Raw genomic sequence first — 20305 nt, 5'->3', positions numbered from 1 at the left:
ATAAAAATATATAGAAATATTAATCAAGTCTTAAGTCATCTTTCAGGAATCTATGTTAAACTTAGGAAAATTCCTTCTCGTGGCTGAGTTAGTAACCAAGAGATATGACAATATAGTAAAATTACGAAACATTCTGCTTTATTAAACGTTATAAGCTATAGAACTATTCTACATAGGAGGAAATAAATTGAGAAAAGTCTCAGTTACAGCTGCAGCACTAGGTGTGACATTGCTGGTAAGTGGTGCTCATGGAGCTCTGGCCGCCGCAAGTACAACAACTAAGACGACTAAAACAACAACACAACAAACTAAACCAGTTGTACATACTTTAGCTAATCTAAACCCGGTAAAGATTTCGGCGAAAAGTACGGTGCGCTTGACTGATGTTAATATTTTGAATCTTGACGAGGAAAGTATACTCACTTACACACTAACAGTCAAAAACGGTGATAATAAGACACTAGATTTATTGGATTATTGGTCAAAAGTGAAGACAACGAGTGGCACCACGTACAGTACATCATTGATGACCAAAGATAAGGAGAAAAAGAAGCTGTCAGCCGGCTCATCAACTACATTAACGTATGTAGCAAAAGTGGGAAAAAATATTAAGATTAGCAGCCTCTTATTTCAGGTAATTAAGTGGGATTTCAGTCAAGCCAATTATGAAAGCTTGAAAGGGCAGTTTAAAGTTCCCGCATCCTACATTACTTCAACACCTGCAGATCAATCCAAAACTTTACGTGTTTTTGATACGCCCGTGAAGACTATGATTAATCAAGTCGCAGCTTATACCTCGGGGGATTATAATTACGTTAGTGTGAACCTTGATTTGAAAAATATCGGGTACAAAATTTTCGAAGATCCTAAAGTAAAATTCGTAATTAAAGCAGCATCCGGTGCGAGTTATCCAATGTCAGTTGATTCTACTAGTACTGATTATAAAATCCAGCCCCAAGACAGCAAAACGTTAAATTTGATGACTTCCATACCCAAAAGCGTGAAATTATCGAATATGGAACTACAAATCGTTCAAGATGATGAAACATCAAAGTTAAGTTTGCCAATTGCGACAATGCAATTACCTAATGTAACGAATAAATCGCTTGCTATCGAGACAAATGTTGAAAAATTCATTCCACTTGGTACTGGGAAAATTGCTGTAAAACTGACGAGTGCTTCACTATTACAAAGCTTTGATGAACATGATCTATCCGTACGCTTGAATTTTAGAAATACTAGCGGTTCTACTATTAATATTCCTAAATATCAATTCGAAATTCAAACTTCGGATGGTTATCGGTTGCCTATTTCAACGCAAGTAATGGATAATTTAACTTTGCAACCACTTGAAGAACGTGTCTTGAATCTTAACGTAACTATTCCCGCAAATGTTAGTGCAACTAAGCCTCAATTATTTATGAGCTTGCCTGCTGTAGCAGATTCAAAAGAAACTTTTTCGTATCCTGTAGGCATCTTTGCGGTTCCTGAAGTTCAACCAAGCTCAAATATGATCGGTCAAACGCAGTTTGTTCAAACGAAAAATGGCATTTTAGGGGCTACTTTATCCTCAATTCAAAGATTGCCTTGGAGTGATGGAGATTTAGTATCCGCAAAGGTAACAATAAGAAATACAGGATTTAAAACCATCTTGTTGCCCGGAATGGCTGGGCAATTGAAAGTGGACTCTGCAAATATGACAAATGATACAAAGCTCATTTCAACACAAAGTATTGGCTTGTTGGGAGCAGGAATGGCAACGGATCTTTACGTTGTATCGAGAGTACCAAGTTATCTAGACTTTAGTCAACTTCAAGTATCCTTGCTTGAAAAGATCGGGGAGACAACGACATCTGAATGGGTACAATTCGGGCATGCGGGTGCAATACCTGAACTGCAATCAGTTGCTAAAGGTGATCCTTATAAAATCGATACACCTGATCGTCAAGAGGAACTGAAAGTGTTGCGTTCTTTGGTTTATAGCAGTTCCTCTTCTGATCTGATTTACACTGAATTAGAAGTTACAAACAATGAGAATCATCAAATAGATCTGTCCCAATTTACAGGGGCTTATCAAAGTTCAAATGGACAAAGTTATAAGGCAAGTGCTAGTCAAATTGAAACTTCTGCAGCACCCGATCAAAAAAGTATCGTTTCATTATGGGCTAGAATCCCCAAATCGATTTCTACAAGCGACATTAAACTTATCGTTGGTGAAGGAATTACTGATAATAAATTGACACCAATAAAAGGAGAGCCAAACGGTTATGTAAATGCTGCTGCATTGGAACTCGGAGGTACAACTTCTCCGACACTCTCGACGACTTTAGAAAACATGGATATGTTGCCCTACAAGCTAACTGTCAAAAATGCAAAAGCTTCACTTACCGGCTCCTCCTCAGTTCAACTATCGTTTGATTATACTCAAACACGGAACATGGACTATGCTATAGGTGAGTATGGTCATAAATATTTATTTGAGGTAATTGACTCGAGTGGGCATACATTTGAAAAAGAGTTTACTCCAGAAACGGACTTAAGAGTAACTAGCGGAGGAAGTGCAAGCTTTAGCATTAATGATATCATTTATGAAAATAAAAGGTCAGGAACCTTCCAACTTAATGTTTATGACCTGTTTGATGGTCATAAAGTTAAGTTGGGTAGTAAGAGTTTCTACTATACGACAGCATCGTTAGAGTAGCTTACCACAACAAGCCCAAATCCCCTCCGGATTTGGGCTTGTTCCTTTCTACCAAAACCTCTATCATAGACTGTAACAGAGTCATAGAGGAGGAACATGATGAAGACGGGTTGGAAAATAGCAACGGCCGTGGTATTGGTTGGCGGCAGTGTTTGGGCAGGTTCGCTGCTGAGTATGCAAGCGGAAGGTGCGGGAACGACGCCAGGTACTGCGGATGATCCGGTAGTTACCAAGAGTTATGTGGATCAGGCGATCCAACAGGCGATTGGTGGCGGGGGAAGTTCGACTGCGCCAAGCACACCTTCTACTGGAGGTTCTGGGGGCAGCAGCTCTAGCGAAGCTGGAATTCAAATCGTGGATGTCAAACCAGGGAAGATCCTTGTTGCTGCTGCAGGGGCGGAGTTTATTGTTCGTTCCGGGAAAGCCGTTATTTATAGCGCTGACTCCAATGGGGTAGCGGATCTCACAGATGGGAAGGATATACCGAATGGAGGCGCCGTGGCGAACAACCATTTGTTGTCTTTTCCTAGAGAGGGCCGGGGGATTCAAGTACAGGATGGGGATACCCACAATCTAACGGTCATGGTGCGGGGCGGATACCAAATTAAATAGTCAGCTTGTGGATTGGCATGATTGGGCAGAAGAGACAAACATTCCTGAGCGTAGCAAAGGAAGAGGGATGCCATACTACCTCTTGAAACCAACTTATCAGGAGGTGTCTGGAATCATGACAAGAAGCAATCGGAAGATCGTACCGGAGAGTCGTCAGGTGTTACAACAATGGAAATACGAAATCGCTGCTGAGTTTGGGTTGCCTGTAGGATATGGGGCAACAGGCGCAGCAGATACGGAATTCGCTGGAGAGCTTGGCGCTTTAGGTGGCGGGCAAAGCAGCGGCGGAAGCTGGGGACATCTGACATCCCGTGAAAACGGCTCCGTCGGCGGTGAAATCACAAAACGCTTGATCGCTCATGCGGAACGGAACTTTATTCTATAAGTGAAAAGTTCAAAAAGAAGGTTATCAGGACCGAGAAGGTTGGATGAAGTTAGGGACTGAGTAGCGGAGCGTAGACAGATCTACGTGAGCAACGCAAGGCCCGACTGATTTCAAGATTCGACGTCGAATTTACTTCAAGTGCTCTGCCTCGTCATGATAAGATGACTTTTTGAACAACCATTATAAATTATTCCACAAAAGCCATGAATTATTTTGACATGACTTGGCAAATGCGATACTATTTCCTTTGAGGATGCTAATCCAACCTTTTCCGATTTGGGAAAGGTTCATTTTTTGCTTGGGCTTTATATTGTATTGGATAGACAGGCTGCAGCCATACTATCCATGGGAGGTTGAAATTATGTCCGTACAAGGGCGACACCTGTTTACTTCCGAATCCGTAACCGAAGGGCACCCGGATAAAATTTGCGACCAAATTTCGGATGCGGTGCTTGATGCTTTTTTGACGAATGACCCTTATGCTCGAGTTGCTTGTGAAGTATCAGTAGCCACGGGCCTGGTGCTCGTGATCGGGGAGATCAGTACGAAATCCGAGTATGTCGATATTCCAGCCATCGTGCGCAAGACGGTCAAGGAGATCGGTTATACGCGTGCTAAATATGGTTTTGATTTCAATACCTGCGCGGTACTTACTTCGTTAAACGAGCAGTCGGCTGACATCGCGCAAGGCGTGAATGCCGCTCTGGAGCATCGGGATCCGGCTCAGGTCGATAAGGAAACCGAAAATATCGGGGCCGGCGATCAAGGCTTGATGTTCGGGTTTGCTACGAATGAAACGCCAGAACTGATGCCTCTTCCAATTGCACTTTCCCACCGGATCGCACGCCGTTTGTCTGAAGTGCGCAAGGACGGCACGTTGGAATATCTTCGTCCCGATGGCAAAACGCAGGTGACGATTGAATATGTTGACGGCAAGCCCAATCGAGTGGACACGATCGTCGTATCCACGCAGCATGCCGAAGAGATCAGTTTGGAGCAAATCCAAAAAGATATTAAGGAACAAGTGATCCTTCCCGTTGTTCCGGCCGAGTTGTTGGACGGGGATACGAAATATTTTATTAACCCAACGGGTCGATTCGTGATTGGCGGGCCTCAGGGAGATGCCGGTTTGACTGGACGTAAAATCATCGTCGATACGTATGGTGGTTACGCCCGTCATGGCGGGGGTGCCTTCTCGGGTAAGGACCCAACGAAGGTGGACCGTTCCGCAGCTTATGCCGCTCGTTATGTAGCGAAGAACCTGGTTGCTGCCGGATTGGCCGACAAGGTAGAAATCCAACTGGCGTACGCCATTGGGGTAGCGAATCCAGTTTCCATCAACGTGGATACGTATGGAACCGGTAAAGTATCGGAAGAGAAGCTGGTGGAGCTCGTTCGCGAGAACTTCGATCTTCGCCCGGCGGGAATCATTCGTATGTTGGATCTGCGCCGTCCGATTTATCAGCAAACCGCTGCTTACGGACATTTTGGACGTACGGACATCGACCTTCCTTGGGAAAGAGTGGACAAGGCGGAGGCGTTGAAGGTGCAAGCGGGACTTTAATTGTTGTATCATCATCTTAAAGGATACTCGAACTCACTTCGTGAGGGAGTATCCTTTTTTTGTTGCTCTGATTTCTAAACTCGAAGGGAAAATCTGCCGTTAATAGATATAGGTATGCGCTTCGTTGCCGATGAGGCTGACTTATATACAGAACTTGGCTTCAGGGAAGGGGAAAGTTACTAGACATGAAAAAGAGATCATCCGCAGTTATAGCTATCTTACTGGCGGCGAATTTATTCGGTGGTGCTTTAGCAGGAGCGGCTTCCGGCGTGACAACATCTTTTACGAATCTATCTTCAAAGACGGCGGTGGCTGCTTCGAGTATGATCGGAACGTCCACTGTCACCCCGGGGAATGGTGATCGAGGGGTTCCAATCAATACATCGATCAAACTCGAATTTGCTAAAAGGGTGACATTCACCTCTCAAGACATCACAATTACGGATACGGCTTCAGGTTTGCTTTATGACCAAATTCAATTGCGTCCGGCTACAGGGGTGAGTCAGGATTATCAAGAGCTGAATTTGACGCTGCCGCACACTCTAGCAAATGGCAAGGAATATAAGATCTCAATTCCGGCAGGAACGTTTATCGAAGTAGATGGGAATAATCCGCTTCCTATTATGGAATGGACGTTCACGACCGTATCCTCAAGTAATATCGCTCCAACGGCTGATACATTTACGCCGAATAATAAGAGCGAGCCATTGGCCGCAGGGAATCTGCTGACCTTGAGTGCCACGTTCAGTGAACCGATTGAGGCCGGCAGCGGGAGAATTCTGATCAATCGGGTTTCCGATAATAGAACGGTGGAGACGATTTCGGCCTCGTCCGTAACTCAACCGGATTCGCAAACGATACAATTCACGACAACGAAACTATCGGCTGGCGAACGATATTATGTCCTGATCGAAAATACGGCCTTTCGCGATTCCGATTGGACGCCGTATGCCGGTATCAATAACGCTAACCTGTGGACGTTCTCCGTTAAAGGAGCTCCTGTCACGGTTTCGCAATACGCGCCAACAGGAACCGGCATAAACCCGTCGGCAGCGTTACAGCTCAATTATAGCCGTAATGTGTATCCGGTTGGCGGCAACATCACGATTAAAACGGGAACGGTCGTGCAGCGTACGATCAACGTCACCTCTACGGAAGTGACCGGAGGCGACTCCGAAACGATCGTCATCCAGCCGACAGCGGCTCTCAACATGAATACAACATACACAGTAGAGGTTCCGGCGGGGGCATTTGCGGATAGCGACGGTAATCCGGCCCCGGCAGCCACTTGGTCATTTACGACGGGAACCACGACGTCGACGACGTTGGCCGTCAGTTCATTGTCTCCGGCCGATCGCAGCACGAATCATCCAGTAACGGGTAATTTGATTGCGACATTTAACCGGAGTATCGCACTGAATAATGCGTCCGGGATTAGCTTGTACAAGCAAGGAACTGCGACTTCTGTACCGGCGACCGTACAAGTGAACCCTTCGAACAACCGTCAGTTGATCATTGATCCGACGGGTAATTTGCAAGAAGGGGCGACCTATTATGTGAACATCGCTGCCGGTGCTATCGTGGATTTAGCGGCAGGAGGAACCTCCTTTGGGGGACTGACCGGGACGAGCAGCTGGACCTTCCAGACGGTTAGTGCGGATAATACCGCGCCGACCTTGCAAAGTGCAACGATGTACAGCAACTCAGTCATTCGTCTCCTTTACAATGAATCCCTGGACTCTTCGATTAGCTTGCTGACGTCCAGTTTCTCCGTCACCGTAAACGGTGAGACGCGCCGATTGAGCAATGCTTATGTCTCCGGCGACAGCGCCTACGTGACATTGGAAACTGGCGTAGCCGTCGGTCAGAAGGTGACCATCGCCTACACCGGAAACAGTGTCAGACCGATCCGGGATTTGGCGGGTAATGCAGCCGCTTCCTTTTCCAGCAGGGAAGTGACAAACGGCGTTGATTCGGTTCAGCCCAAACCTAAGGATGGTTATGTCTCCGGAAGTACGCTGGTCTTAAATTTCAGCGATACGTTGAAGAGCGTGTCGAGCTATGCTTATCAACAATTTTCAGTAACAGCCGATGGTTACTCTAAAGGTATTAACAGCATTTCTCAAAGCGGGACGACGGTAACCTTGTATCTTTCCGGTTCCGTATCCAATGGAGAAATTGTAAAAGTCTCCTATTCTCCAGGGTCTTACCCGCTGCAGGACTACCGGGGGCAGAACATTCCAAGCTTTTCCGATTACTTCGTAAGGAACTACAACGATACCCGTCCTCCCGAATTTACGGGGGTAGAGGGTTCGGGGAACAAGCTTGTACTGACATACAACGAAGCATTGCGTACGACGAGCATTCCGATGAAAAGTCAATTTTCGGTGCTTGTGAACAACTCGCCTGTTTACGTGACGAATGTAGAAATCGTAGGGAGTCAGGTTTACTTGACACTTGCCTCCTCATTTACGCAAACCCAAGCCGTGACGCTCTCTTATGTGTCCGGGGTAGGTGGTATTGCCGATTTGAATGGAAACTTAGCGGGATATATCAATCTGCAGCCAGTTACCTACAGTACCATTACGGAAGGCATTCGTTCCGCCATTGTACGCGGGGACACTCTCACGGTAACGTATAATACGTCACTCATGGCGTTGAGCTATATCCCAGTCAATCAGTTTTACGTAGCCGTCGATCAGACGGCACGTGGCCTGCAAAGTGCTTCGATCAGCGGGGATACTTTGACGCTGAAGCTGACTTCGGCGGTCACGCCAACGCAAGCCGTCAAGCTATCTTATATGACAGGGGCGGCGCCTTTATATGATTATCTGGGGAATATCCTAAAGAGCTATAGCGAAATGCCTGTTCAGAATTTGACGGGAACGGGAACCGGCACTCCAGGAACCGGGGGAGTGAACGGTCAGCCTTCCTATCTCACGACGTTAGCTGCTGCCGATTACGGCAAAGCTGGGTTCGTCCTGGGATCCGGTGCGGCTCAAGTTTCTGGGGCCAGCACGCAGCACGGCCAAATCGTGAATAAATACACCCTGGATAATGCGAAGCTGCAAGAGTCGTTCAAATATTTGGCTAATAACAACGTCAACAGTCGGATGTTGGTTTTCGAAGTGCCGTCCAGCGAGAAAGCGGCGCTCGTCGCGGCACCGATGGCCGGATTCATGGATCTGTACAATAGCGGAAAAACGGGTTCTTTTGCCGTAAAATATGGAAACGTGCTCTATGAAGTGCCGGTAGAGAAAATCCCGTATACTGAGCTTTCTCGCTCGTTAATGGCGGATATGCTGAATTCCGTTAACCTGCTGATCGAGTTGGAGACCGTTTCACGGAATCAGTTGCCTTCGGCAGGCGCTACAGGTAGCGTGACCTTAACCCCATTGGCCGACCCGGTTCAGGTTAGCGTGTCAGCCTTCAACACCTCGTCTCCACAAAACGATGTGGATGTCTCCCATAAGGGTCAAATCCACTATCGTTTATCAGGACAGGCATCGGTAGCGGACCAGGCCTCCTTAGTTAAATACGATGTGACCAATCGGACGATGGCCCATTTGCCTTCCAGCACGACCGGCAGCGGCGGGACGCTTTTGTTTGAAGGAACAACATCCGGCAATGCCTTGATTGGTCCGGCCATCGGTTATAGCTATTTCACGGATACGACCAAGCATTGGGCGAAAAACGATATCGCCGAGTTAACCAACAAGCTGATTGCGAGTCCAAGATTGTCCGGCTCCAACTTCGAACCCGACAAGAGTATTACCCGCGCGGAGTTCGCGGTGTTTATTGCGAAGGGGCTTGGCTTAGCAGGGGATGAGGCGAATGCCCGCCGCTTCCCGGACGTGTCGTCCGGAACGACGGCGGCATATATCGGGGCGGCGGCGAAGGCCGGGATCATTAACGGGAACGCCGATGGCACGTTTAAGCCGAATAGCAACATCACGCGGGAACAAATGGCGCTGATGATGGTACGGGCGATGGAATACGCCGGGTACGATACGTCGATGAACGGTGCAAGTACGGCGACGTTAACGAAGTTCAAAGATGCGGCGAAGATCCAATCCAAGGACACGGTGGCCAAAGCCGTGAAGGAAGGCATCATCCAAGGCGTGACGACGAATACGTTCCAGCCGCAAGGCAATGCGACGCGCGCACAGGCTGCGGTCATGCTGAAGCGTGTATTGGATAAACTGAACTACATTTAATCCACAACTTTTCCCGGCACTGGGGTGCTAAACCTGGTGTCGGGATTTTTTTGCACACAAGTTATCCACGGAATTCACATTATCCACAATGCACGACGTCTCCGATTGAGAGAAATGAAAAAAGTTATCCCTGTTTTCCACAGCTTTTATCCCCGGATTCCACATTATCCACAACGAAGATCTTCCGGAATTCAACGAATGGATACATTCCTTCAACAAAATTGCTATTTTTCGTAACTTTTCCGGCTAAAAGTAGTCTATTAATAAGAGGTTCCTAATAATAGAAGCACGTTAAAGAGGTAACTAAAGATGGGAGAGTTGTCTAACAAAATGGTAGTCAGAAGAGAGGAAACCGGAAGAAATCAAGCCGATACTGATGTGAAAGTGGTCGTGCGTCAAAACTCGAAATTGGCCCACCTGGTGGCAAAGAGCGGCAAAAGAATCGCCCTCGTCACGCTGGCGGGTTTGATATGGATTCAGCCTGTGATTGGCGTTGGGCCGATTGCAGGCCCGGCTTTAACCGCAGAAGCGGCAGCAAGCCAAACCGTTAAGCTTGGGGAAGAGATGATCACGTCCGGAGCCAAGCTCGTGAAATACGAGTACACGGTGACTCGGTCGGGTAAGCCAGTGAAAGTGCTGGCCGATGTGATCGAGGTGGATTTGGCGAACCCTTACGTCCAAATGGATGTGATGACTGGCAAAGGGGGGCAAGTAACGACCAGACAAAGCGTGGAAGGCATGGCCAAAGAAACGGGCGCCGTTGCCGGCGTGAACGGCGATTTCTTTGCGACTGCCGGCCAGGGCGTCCCGATGGGGGCGGCCGTCACGAAAGGAACCGTGGTCACCAGCCCGGCGCAGCTGCAGGGGATGTATGCTTTTGCCGTGCGGAATGACGGGACTCCGATGATCGACCGTTTTGGCTTCAATGGCACGGTATTCGCCGAGGACGGCTCGACGTTCCCGCTCACCGGGATCAACCAGGAATCCTATATGACAGAACCGGACAAAGCCTACAGCCATGTCAATAATATGTTCATTTATACCAGCGCGTGGAAAGCGGAGGAACGTCCGGCTGCCAGTGCGACAACGCCAACTGAGGTTTTGGTGCAAGGCGGCGTGGTTACGCAGATCTCCATCAAAGCGGCCATTCCGGGACCGGTGCCAGCTGACGGGTTTATTTTGCGTGCGCATGGTACGGCGGCCGATTATGTGGCTACGCACCTGCAGGTGGGTCAGCGCGTTGATGCGACCTATGAGCTGCGCTCTTTAACGGACGGGCAAACGGTGAATCCAGCAGACTTGAAAATGATGATTGGCGGACACACCCTGCTGGTCGACCAAGGTCAGGCATCGGCGTTTACCCGTTCGATTACGTCTATTAGCGGCGGCAGCGCCGTCGCACGGACGGCGGTGGGTTATTCCAAGGACGGGAAGACCGCCTATATCATTACCGCCGAGAAAAACAGCAACAGTACCGGCCTCACTCTAAAGGAGTTGCAAGGTTTCATGACGGGGATCGGCATCTGGAAAGGGATGAACCTGGACGGCGGCGGCTCCACGACGATGGTCACGCGTCCGTTAGCGGAAACGTCGGCGCAACTGACGTTTACGACGTCGAACGGATCGGCGGGGCAACGCGCGGTCGCCAACGGACTTGGCGTATTTACGAACGCTCCGCAGGGTACGCTGCTCGGCCTCAAAGTCAGCGGCGCTTCGACGCTGTTCATCAGCCAAACCGTACCTTACGCTTTGAAGGGATACGATACGTACTACAACCCGATCGATACGAGCGGCCTGCAAGCCTCCTGGCAAGCCAGCAACGGGAATTTGGTTTGGACCGAGGGCGGCTTTAAAGGCGTGAAGGCAGGGACTACCAAAATCACGGCCTCCAGCGGTCAAGCGAAAACTAGCATGGACGTGAAGGTGCTGGGGGGAACCGATCTGGAGAGCCTAACGGCGGGAACGACGTTCGCGCCGCTGCAAGCGGGTACCAGTGTCACGGTGGCCGTGACCGCGAAGCTCAAAGACGGACGCACCGTGGACGTTCCGGCGGAATCAGTGAAATGGGCGTTCAGCGGGATGAAAGCCAGCGTGCAAGGCGGCGTGTTGACCGTGCAGTCCGTCAACAACGGCGCGAAGTTCGCGTATGCGACGCCATCCTATGACGGCTTTACCGGAACTCCGGTCGTTCTGTCGGCTTCGACGGAAACGATCTGGGAAAGCTTCGAAAACATCGCTTACCCGATCTCCTTCACCGGCCTGCCGGCTGAAGCAACGGGAACGGTATCCATTGTGCAAGGGGATGGCGAGCGCGCGAATTCCAAAGTGCTGAAGCTCGATTACGACCTGACGGGCGGCAGCGGCAGTAAGTTTGCTTACGCACAAATCAACGGCACAAGCGGCAAAGCGATTCCGGACAACGCGACTACCCTGACGGTCGACGTGTTGGGAGATGCCAGCCTGAACTGGGTACGGGCGGAGTTGTCCGATGCCGATGGCAAGCCGGTTTACATCGACTTGGCTCGCCCGATGGACTTCACCGGTTGGAAGACGCTCACCGCCGATCTGACGGCAAGCAACATCAAGTTCCCGGCCAAGTTGAAGCGGCTGTATGTCGTCAACGTGGAGGAAGGGCAGGATGAACGTGCGCTGACGGGAAGTGTATCTTTTGACAACGTACGGTTCACGGCTCCTGCGGCCGGCGGCGGCAACTCCGACTTCCCGAGCGCAACAGCCGTGATGGTTCTTGGTCAGAAGTCGATGACGGTCAACGGGAAGAAGCAAGATCTAGAGGTTGCACCGCTGCTCAAAGACAACACGACGTACGTGCCGATCAAGTACGTGCTGGATGTGTTTGGCGGGAGCGCGGCTTGGAACGGCGCGGCTAAGAAAATCACCGTGACTCGCGGAGCCACGATTCTGGAGTTGACCGTCGGACAGAAGGCATTTTTGCTTAATGGGGTGTCTTCCAAAGCTGAGGTTTCTCCGATTATCGTTAACGGAAGGACTTTGGTCCCATTACGTTTGGTCTCCGAACAGCTTGGAATTGGCGTAAATTGGGAGAAGAAAACCAAATCCATTACCCTCGAATCATGATATGATTAGTCTGGGACTATTCGGACTAAGGAACGGAGAAGGATTGCGTGGATTTTCAAGCGGATGCCATAGATCGCGTTATTCATAATGCCGTAAATGTGTTAGAAAGCAGCAAGCTGCAGATCCTTGAGATACTAGACTCGGCCCGTAATGAGCTCAAAACGCTCAGCAACGAGCTGCAGAATGTCATGAAGGAAACAGCGGAAACGGTAGAGAAGGTCGACCAGCTCGAGGTAAACTACCGGAAATCTCGCATCCGGCTGACGGAAGTCAGCCGGGACTTCGTGCGTTACAATGAAGAGGACATCAAGCAAGCCTATGAAAAGGCAACCCAACTCCAGCTGGACCTGCTCATCTACCGCGAGAAGGAGATGTATCTGAAGGCCCGCCGCGACGAGCTGCAGAAGCGAGCGCGCAATGTGGAGAAATCGGTGGAGCGTGCCGAAACGATCAGTTCGCAGATGAGCGTCGTGCTGGAGTATTTTTCTGGCGAACTAGGACAAGTGACCCGGATTTTGGAATCCGCGAAGAATCGTCAGTTGATCGGATTGAAGATTATTTTGGCCCAGGAAGAAGAGCGAAAGCGCATTTCCCGGGAGATTCATGACGGTCCTGCCCAGCTTCTGGCGAATCTAGTGCTTAGGACGGAAATTGTAGAAAGAATGCTTGCTAAGCAGGAATTTAAGCTAGTGCAGGACGAAATAGTAGATTTGAAAGCGCAAGTTCGCTCGAGTCTGGAAGAGATGCGTAAGGTGATTTTTAACCTGCGACCAATGGCTTTGGATGATCTCGGATTGATCCCGACGCTGCGCAAGTATGTGCATGATTATGAAGAAAAGACGAAAATTAGGGCAACCTTCGAAACCCGGGGCAAGGAGCACCGGATGTCCTCTCCAATGGAGGCGGCGGTTTTCCGGCTGGTCCAAGAAGCGTTAACGAATGCGGCGAAGCATGCTTTTCCGACCTATGTTGGCGTCGAAATAACGTACCAGGCGCAAATGATCCGCATCGTGGTGACGGACAACGGGCTGGGCTTCAAGGTGGAGCAATTGGAACAGAAGACGAAAGAGCATACGCACTTTGGATTAATCGGCATGCGGGAGAGAGTGGAACTGCTCGAAGGTCGGATGGAAATTGAATCGGCCGCCAACTTGGGCACGAAAATCATCATTCATATCCCAACCAACTCAGATAAGAGAAAGGAGTACCAGGATGGATAGTCTTACTAGCGGAACCAGACAAGTGATTAAAGTTCTCTTGGCAGATGATCATCAGTTATTTCGTGAGGGTCTGAAGCGGATTTTGAATATGGAGGAAGATATCGAGGTCGTTGGCGAATGCGGGGACGGCACCCAGGTGCTGGAGAGCTGCTTGCAGCTTCATCCGGAAATCGTTCTGATGGATATTAACATGCCCCTGCTCAACGGCGTGGATGCTACAGCCGAGCTGCGCGAGGCGCTGCCCGATGTGAAGGTCATTATTTTATCGATCCATGATGATGAGAGTTACGTGTTTGAAACGCTGCGCAAAGGCGCTACGGGTTACCTTCTGAAGGACATGGAGGCGGAATCCCTGATTAATGCGATTCGGACGGTAGCGGAGGGCAATGCGTTCATTCATCCGAAGGTGACGGGCAAATTGATTCAACAACTTCGCCGGATGGAATACCTGAGCGAGACCGGAGCGATTGCGGAAGATACCGCGATCCGTGAAGCGGGCGTGAAATTCGTAGCCGGCGACGACAATCCACTGACCCGTCGGGAAGCTGAGGTGCTTCGTTTGATGGCGGAAGGCCGCAGCAACAAGATGATCGGCGAGCATTTGTTCATAAGTGAGAAGACGGTGAAGAACCATGTCAGCAGCATTTTGCAAAAAATGGATGTGGACGATCGCACCCAAGCGGTTATTAATGCGATTAAGTTTGGCTGGGTCACCCTGTAAGAAATTAATTTTGCATTAACGTCCCGCGGCCGTGTCCGGAGTGCTTCGCGGGATTAGGATCAAAGGGCTTTTGCTGCCCGAGGTTACCATATTATTCATGATCTTGAAAAGTGAGGCGGGTGCCTCGTTGGCGCATGAAACGCCTTACCCGGAAAACGGCACCAGCCAAATACATAGTTGGCGGAACCCCGGCCCTCGCGCCGATGCGCCTTGCCATGCGGTTCCATCCGTAGGAGCCCAGTAACCGACCTTTGTGCGGCGGCATATATTGTCGCTATAAGGGAGGGTTCGGAATATGACTTTTGGACCCTTCTCTAATGGGAGGTGGGTACGGTGGTTCCTTATATTGGCTGGATCTTGCTGAGCTACGGGATGGCCGCAGCGCTGGTGCATGTACTGCACAGTCTGTATCTGCAAGGGAAACGGAAGGATCAAGCGATTCATTATATTCTCGTCACGAGCAATCATGAGAATCAAATGGAATGGTACTTGCGGGCACTCTCCTGGTATGCACGGTTGCGCGGTTTACCTCTGAGGGTGACAGTACTCGACGAGAGCTCGCAGGATGACACGCTGGCGATCATGCGAAAGCTCGAATCGCAAGGCGAGATGGAGCTGACCGTGATCGGCTTGGCGGTGGTGCGGCAAGAGGATGTGGAAGCGCATGCGGCTTTGTTGAACGAAGAGACGCCTGTCTGCATCGATCTTCGCATCCCGCGGGAGGCGGACAAAATACCATATGTCCATGTGTAACACCCTTTCCGGGGCGAAGGGTTCCGGAGCTGATGACCGGCAGTGGATGCAGGAAGGACAACCGCATATGACTAGGCTGGCGCATAGCAATGCGCAGTGTAAAGTGTGAAGCACACTCTTGATGGCGATAAGCCGGGGAGTGTGCTTTTTTGCATTCTGGGGAGAAACGGAGGAGATGGAAAGAGGACATGGGAAAGGTAAAGCTGGCTGACTAGTGGAGGAGGAGTAATGGGTTCATAGTGATGGAGTAGCGGAGCGCTAAGAGGGGAGAGTGCTGTTTGCTTGAACAAGGTGGGAGAGCGGGGGCGGATGGAAGATGATGGAGCGGAGTAATGGGTCGTGCGAGAAGTTGGTTTGCGAGAGGAAAGTGAGAGTGAGGGGGAAGTTTGAGGGGGGTCAACGAGAGGTTACTGATGATTGCGGTTGAGGGGCAGAGAGTAATTAGAGAGTGGAAGAAGCCGGTGTATGAGGGGAAGGAGGGAGTGCGCGAGAGGAAGCTTACGTTGCGGTTGAGGGCAAGTGAGTAATGAGAGAGTGAAAGAAGTGGTAGGGGAGAAAGGTGGGAGTGAGCTGATGGGATTGAAGCTGAGGAGTAGGGGGTATCAGTATCCATCGGAGTTGTTGTTTTCTTCAAGTTCGCGTGTGTTGGCAGCTCTAACGGAACTCAGGGACGTTATTGCCTAGGAACGCGAGGATATGGATTGTAACGGAACGAGAAACCCTTATTTGTGCAGAACTTGGGTGATTTGCCTGCTTTATGGCCGAATAAGGTCTGTAGGTTCCGTTAGCTTGGGAAATAGCCGGGAAATTAGCGAATAAGGTCTCTCAGTTCCGTTACGATGGTTAACGCCTAAGTAGGCATGATGGAGGCCGTTATTGAGGTGTTTTAAAAGACAAGATGCGACATGAAGTGTGAGGATTTTGGGGAATCAGGTCGAAGAAAAGGGGCGAAATAAGAATTCCAAAAAACAAATATCAGAAAAAGAGGAATTATCTGATAATTGTTGAAATATGGATAATACTGCTAGATTTTGGGAGGAGAGTGGTAATGTGAGGGGGAGTTTATATGCGGTAAGATCCAAGTCAGGATGGGAGCTACGAGTAAGCTTGGATCTGAAGGTTGATTTGTCTTGGTGGATGGATAGGAATTCCGAATCTATTTATTTGTTATCCGACGGAATGCCGCTGGGGTGGGCTGTTGAGGTGAGGGATCACTTCAAGTTGTTGGACGAGATGGATCGTTGGTCCGATCGGCAATGGGATCAAATGTTGGTAAGAGAGCTGCAGGAGGAGTTGCGGATCGAGGCGAGGTTGATGAGTTCAGAGAAATCAAGAGATCTGGGGGAGTTGCTGAAGAGAAGTTCCTTGTTAGGCGAGCGTCGGGGTTGGTTGTGGAAGGAAGGCCGGTTGACGGAATTAGGGCGGGAGTTCACGGAGAAGGGGGCGTTTAAGATGGAGCGAAACATTTCGGGACCTATGTTGGTAGGGAAGCTTCCCGCAGACAAGGTTGGAAAAACGAGCGAGGTTGAAGCAGGCGAAACTAGCATGTGGGGCAGAGCGGGGGCGTGGGGCGAAGCCACGCCCCTAGTGGAAGCCGCGCAGCGCCTTGCGGCTGCGCTGGAGGGCCGCTCGCTGCTGGAAGCGGAGCTCCAGCAGCTGCTGGCGGAACGCCTGCCGGGCTTCGCCCCGGCCTGGCGTTCCGCCGTCCAGCACGCGCACCTGCAGGGGCGCGTGCAGCTCACGGCGGGCGTGGCCTCCGCCCGCCGCCGTGATGCGGGCCCGCGCTGGCGCCGGGCCCGGGCCCCACGCTGCCGGCGCTGCGGCAGCGAAGTGCATCGCCGCACGCCCTGCGGGTCGTGCGGCTCGCGCGGCTGCGCCTACTGCGAGGCGTGCCTCGCGCTCGGGCGCAGCCGCTCCTGCGCGCTGCTGCTGCGCGGCAGCAGCGCGGGGGCCGTGCCGCCGCCGGGGGCGGGAGGCGGCACAGCCGCGGGCCTGGCCCCCACCGGGTCCCTGCTGGACCGGTGGGGGCTGAGCCCCGCCCAGCGCAGCGCGGCGGGGCGCTGCGCTTCCTGGCGCAAGCGCAGGAAGCTCCTTTACCTGGCGGGGCCCGCAATAGACCCGCCCTTGTCCCAGCTCTGCGACGCTCGCACCCTATGGTTTCCCACCCGCCCCGCTTCCTACTCTGGGCCGTCACCGGCGCCGGCAAAACCGAGATGATCTTTCCCCTGTTGCGCTATGCACTGGACCGAGGGGGGCGGGTCTTGGTCGCCACGCCACGGCGCGACGTTGTGTTGGAGCTGGCGCCGCGGGTGGCGAAGGCTTTTCCCGATGAGCCCCTGGCCGTCCTGTATGGCGGGAGCCCGCAGCGCTGGGAGGATGCCCGGTTGATCCTAGCCACAACCCATCAGTTGTTGAGGTTCTATCATGCGTTTGATCTGGTCGTGATCGATGAGTTGGATGCGTTTCCGTACCATAATGATCCGATGCTTGGCTTCGCAGCAGAGGCCGCCTGCAAACCGAAAGGCCGTTTTATTTTCCTCTCTGCAACGCCTCCCGTACGCTTGCAAAAGGAGATCCGAGCCGGTCGTCTGCCGCACGCCAAAGTTCCGGCGCGGTATCACGGCAGTCCGCTGCCGGTCCCGGAACGGATCATAGCGGCAAACATTGAGCTTTGCCTGCGGCGTCATTCTCTACCCCCCGCACTGTTGCGCCCTCTCCGGCATTCGGAACAGCGCGGGGCACAGATTTTTATCTTCGTGACACGGATCCGCCAGATACCGGGTTTCTCCCAGCTCCTGCGTTCCTATTTTCCCGGTATCCGTATTGAGGGAACATCCTCCACGGATCCGGACCGGAACGAGAAAGTGTTGGCTTTCCGAGAAGGAAGGATTCGAATGTTGATTACTACGACGATTCTGGAGCGCGGCGTGACCGTGCCCAAAAGCGATGTATACATAGTAGACGCGGACAGCGACCTGTTCGATGAAGCTTCTTTGGTGCAAATGGCCGGAAGGGCCGGTCGTTCCAAGGATGATCCGAATGGGAAAGTCGTATTTGCTGCCCCGGCTTGGACCAAATCGCAGCGAGGCGCCATCCGGCAAATTCGGATGATGAACGCCGCTGCTTATAAAAACGGGTTTTTAAAGGTAAAGGAGGGTCAATAATATGATGAAGTCATCCCTGAGTGTTGCGAATCGCGGGCCACGGACGAGAGGCCGTAATTGGGATCGGGCTAAGGTTTCCCGGATTCCCCAGCAAAGTCCCTATGTACGGTCCGGCGGCAGGTTTTTCCCGGGTCAAGTGGATGGTGATGCGTTTGCCGAGAATAGGTACATCCCGAATCGAGCGCTACAGGGCGGGAGGTCTGTTTCAGCAAAAAAAAGGGGACAAACGGCGAATGGCGTCCATTCTGCGGATGATTTCTTATCAAATTCCTTGTCCTCGAGTATTTACAGCTTCTATGAGGGGAAAGGCTTTACCTGGACCCGCTTATTATCCCCGCTACATCAATTGCTGGCGCCACCCGCAATTCCCTGTTTGGCCTGTGGCAAGACGATTTCCGACCGCGTGCGGGGCTACCCGGAAATTTGCTTGTCCTGCTATATCTCGATTCCGTGGATCAAATGCCCTCGCTGCCGAATCTGCGGCCGACAAGTGGGCTGCCCGGACTGTACCCGTTCGGGTCAAGCTCCCCGCAGTTTTGTGATGAATCGGAGCGCTGTCGCCTACAGTCCGGCCATGCGCGAGTGGCTTGCGCAATACAAATACCGCGGCAATGAGGCGTACGGTGCTGTCCTGGCACGAATGACAGGAATGGCTTACCGGCGGATGATCAAAGAACTAGATGAAGCTGGCTATAGTGGCAACGGGCATGGCAACAACGGAACTCCCTTTCGTTTCCATGCCGTAACCGCCGTCCCGGTCAGCAACGACCGTATGCAGGAACGGGGGTTTAATCAAGCCGCCCGGTTGGCCTATGGGGCTGCGTCCGCAGGACAAATTCCCCTGTTGAACCTGCTGGAACGTTCCCGGCATACCGAAAAGCAAAGCTTCAAAACCCGCTGGGAACGCCTGCACGATCTGCATGATGTGTTCCAGCCTACAGCCCAGGCAGCGGACAAGTTGTTAGCAGCAGTAGATGCCGTGAAACGGAATCGGAGTAACCCCTCCGCTTGGTCGGTAACCTGGCTTCCTCAAGCTGTGAAGCCGGATCCTTTTTCCCGAATTTTGCCCGATTCTTCACCCGAACCGGTACGTCTGTTGCTGGTAGATGACGTATATACGACAGGGAGTACGCTGGAGGCCTGCTCCCGGGTACTGCATGAGATCTGCGAGCGAATCGGGCGACGCGCCGAAATTTATTGTTTGACTTGGGCCCGATCTTAACCTAATTTCTTACAAATTTCTGCAATTCTGTTGACAAAGATATAGACGAATCCCCCTCAAATAAGGTAATCTAGCATCAAATGATGATTTAGAGAAAGGACGTAAGAGCATGGGGTTGAATCTTGCGAATTGTCCACGTTGCGGAAGATTGTTTGCCAACAATTTCAGAGACATTTGTCCTTCTTGCATAAAAGAAATCGAAGATGAGTACGAGAAGTGCTTGAAGTTTTTGCGTGAGGAGAAGCTGGCTACGATTCAAGACGTCTCCGACGGTACGGGAGTTTCCATCCGACAAATCACCAAATTCATCAAGGAGGGGCGTATTTCGGTTGCCAACAACCCGAATATGATGTACCCCTGCGAGGTGTGCGGCGTGCTGATTCGGGACGGGAATATGTGCGATTCCTGCCGTAACCGGTTAACCCGTGATCTTGCGGCCGCTGCCAAGGATGAATCCGGGAAGAAGTCGGGTCCCGACGATAGAACCGGTAGCGGTGCTTATAGCGCCGTCGACAAATTCCGTAGTCCCAAATGACTAAAACCGTGATTCTTTGGCATAATATTCTCAAACATCCAATGCTTCGCTATTAAAAATGATTTCAAAGCCGCCGATAAACTTAGTAAAGATTATCGGCTTTTTCTATTTGGAA

Annotated in this window: 11 protein-coding genes and 1 pseudogene; all 12 read left to right on the top strand. The window is 51.1% G+C overall.

What is annotated here, in order from left to right; all coding sequences use genetic code 11:
• Positions 1 to 187: 187 nt before the first annotated feature.
• The 12 genes and pseudogenes from MKZ15_RS21285 (at position 188) to MKZ15_RS21230 (ending at position 20190) form a co-directional block, all read left to right on the top strand.
• Complete coding sequence (locus MKZ15_RS21285; protein WP_339817972.1) at positions 188 to 2701, top strand: hypothetical protein; 2514 nt, start codon at positions 188 to 190, stop codon at positions 2699 to 2701.
• A 99-nt stretch (positions 2702 to 2800) separates the two neighbouring features.
• Positions 2801 to 3313 carry a hypothetical protein gene (locus MKZ15_RS21280; RefSeq protein ID WP_339817970.1) on the top strand — a complete coding sequence of 171 codons (513 nt, stop codon included), beginning with the start codon at positions 2801 to 2803 and terminating at the stop codon, positions 3311 to 3313.
• Between the two features lie 115 nt (positions 3314 to 3428).
• On the top strand, positions 3429 to 3698 hold the full coding sequence (locus MKZ15_RS21275; protein ID WP_339817969.1) for an alpha/beta-type small acid-soluble spore protein: 270 nt from the start codon (positions 3429 to 3431) through the stop codon (positions 3696 to 3698).
• A 361-nt stretch (positions 3699 to 4059) separates the two neighbouring features.
• Positions 4060 to 5262, top strand: a complete 1203-nt coding sequence (gene metK, locus MKZ15_RS21270) for a methionine adenosyltransferase (RefSeq protein ID WP_213622194.1) — start codon at positions 4060 to 4062, stop codon at positions 5260 to 5262.
• 185 nt (positions 5263 to 5447) lie between these two features.
• Entirely contained in the window at positions 5448 to 9479 is a 4032-nt protein-coding gene (locus tag MKZ15_RS21265; RefSeq protein WP_339817967.1) for an Ig-like domain-containing protein, read from the top strand.
• 309 nt (positions 9480 to 9788) lie between these two features.
• Entirely contained in the window at positions 9789 to 12575 is a 2787-nt protein-coding gene (locus tag MKZ15_RS21260; protein ID WP_339817965.1) for a stalk domain-containing protein, read from the top strand.
• A gap of 47 nt (positions 12576 to 12622) precedes the next feature.
• Positions 12623 to 13795: a sensor histidine kinase gene (locus tag MKZ15_RS21255; RefSeq protein ID WP_193417134.1), complete on the top strand. Its 1173-nt coding sequence runs from the start codon at positions 12623 to 12625 to the stop codon at positions 13793 to 13795.
• Positions 13788 to 14516 (top strand): response regulator transcription factor, encoded by a 729-nt coding sequence (locus tag MKZ15_RS21250; RefSeq protein ID WP_059041692.1) that lies wholly within the window; start codon positions 13788 to 13790, stop codon positions 14514 to 14516. Before MKZ15_RS21255 ends, MKZ15_RS21250 begins: the two co-directional genes overlap by 8 nt.
• A gap of 333 nt (positions 14517 to 14849) precedes the next feature.
• Positions 14850 to 15269 (top strand): hypothetical protein, encoded by a 420-nt coding sequence (locus tag MKZ15_RS21245; RefSeq protein ID WP_339817960.1) that lies wholly within the window; start codon positions 14850 to 14852, stop codon positions 15267 to 15269.
• 1011 nt (positions 15270 to 16280) lie between these two features.
• A pseudogene (locus MKZ15_RS21240) lies at positions 16281 to 18433 on the top strand (helicase-related protein).
• Position 18434: 1 nt separating this feature from the next.
• Positions 18435 to 19655: a hypothetical protein gene (locus tag MKZ15_RS21235; RefSeq protein ID WP_339817958.1), complete on the top strand. Its 1221-nt coding sequence runs from the start codon at positions 18435 to 18437 to the stop codon at positions 19653 to 19655.
• Positions 19656 to 19770: 115 nt separating this feature from the next.
• On the top strand, positions 19771 to 20190 hold the full coding sequence (locus tag MKZ15_RS21230) for a TIGR03826 family flagellar region protein (RefSeq protein ID WP_155608238.1): 420 nt from the start codon (positions 19771 to 19773) through the stop codon (positions 20188 to 20190).
• Positions 20191 to 20305: the final 115 nt, after the last annotated feature.

It is taken from the genome of Paenibacillus sp. FSL R7-0216 (genome assembly GCF_037969915.1).
Taxonomy (GTDB): Bacteria; Bacillota; Bacilli; order Paenibacillales; family Paenibacillaceae; genus Fontibacillus; species Fontibacillus rhizolycopersici.
This window is presented reverse-complemented; position numbering and strand designations above follow the sequence as displayed.

Bases quoted from the DNA above. Each gene is read 5' to 3' on its own strand.
- MKZ15_RS21280 (WP_339817970.1), top strand. From the start codon at position 2,801: ATGAAGACGGGTTGGAAAATAGCAACGGCCGTGGTATTGGTTGGCGGC.
- MKZ15_RS21275 (WP_339817969.1), top strand. From the start codon at position 3,429: ATGACAAGAAGCAATCGGAAGATCGTACCGGAGAGTCGTCAGGTGTTA.
- metK (WP_213622194.1), top strand. From the start codon at position 4,060: ATGTCCGTACAAGGGCGACACCTGTTTACTTCCGAATCCGTAACCGAA.
- MKZ15_RS21265 (WP_339817967.1), top strand. From the start codon at position 5,448: ATGAAAAAGAGATCATCCGCAGTTATAGCTATCTTACTGGCGGCGAAT.
- MKZ15_RS21260 (WP_339817965.1), top strand. From the start codon at position 9,789: ATGGGAGAGTTGTCTAACAAAATGGTAGTCAGAAGAGAGGAAACCGGA.
- MKZ15_RS21250 (WP_059041692.1), top strand. From the start codon at position 13,788: ATGGATAGTCTTACTAGCGGAACCAGACAAGTGATTAAAGTTCTCTTG.
- MKZ15_RS21235 (WP_339817958.1), top strand. From the start codon at position 18,435: ATGATGAAGTCATCCCTGAGTGTTGCGAATCGCGGGCCACGGACGAGA.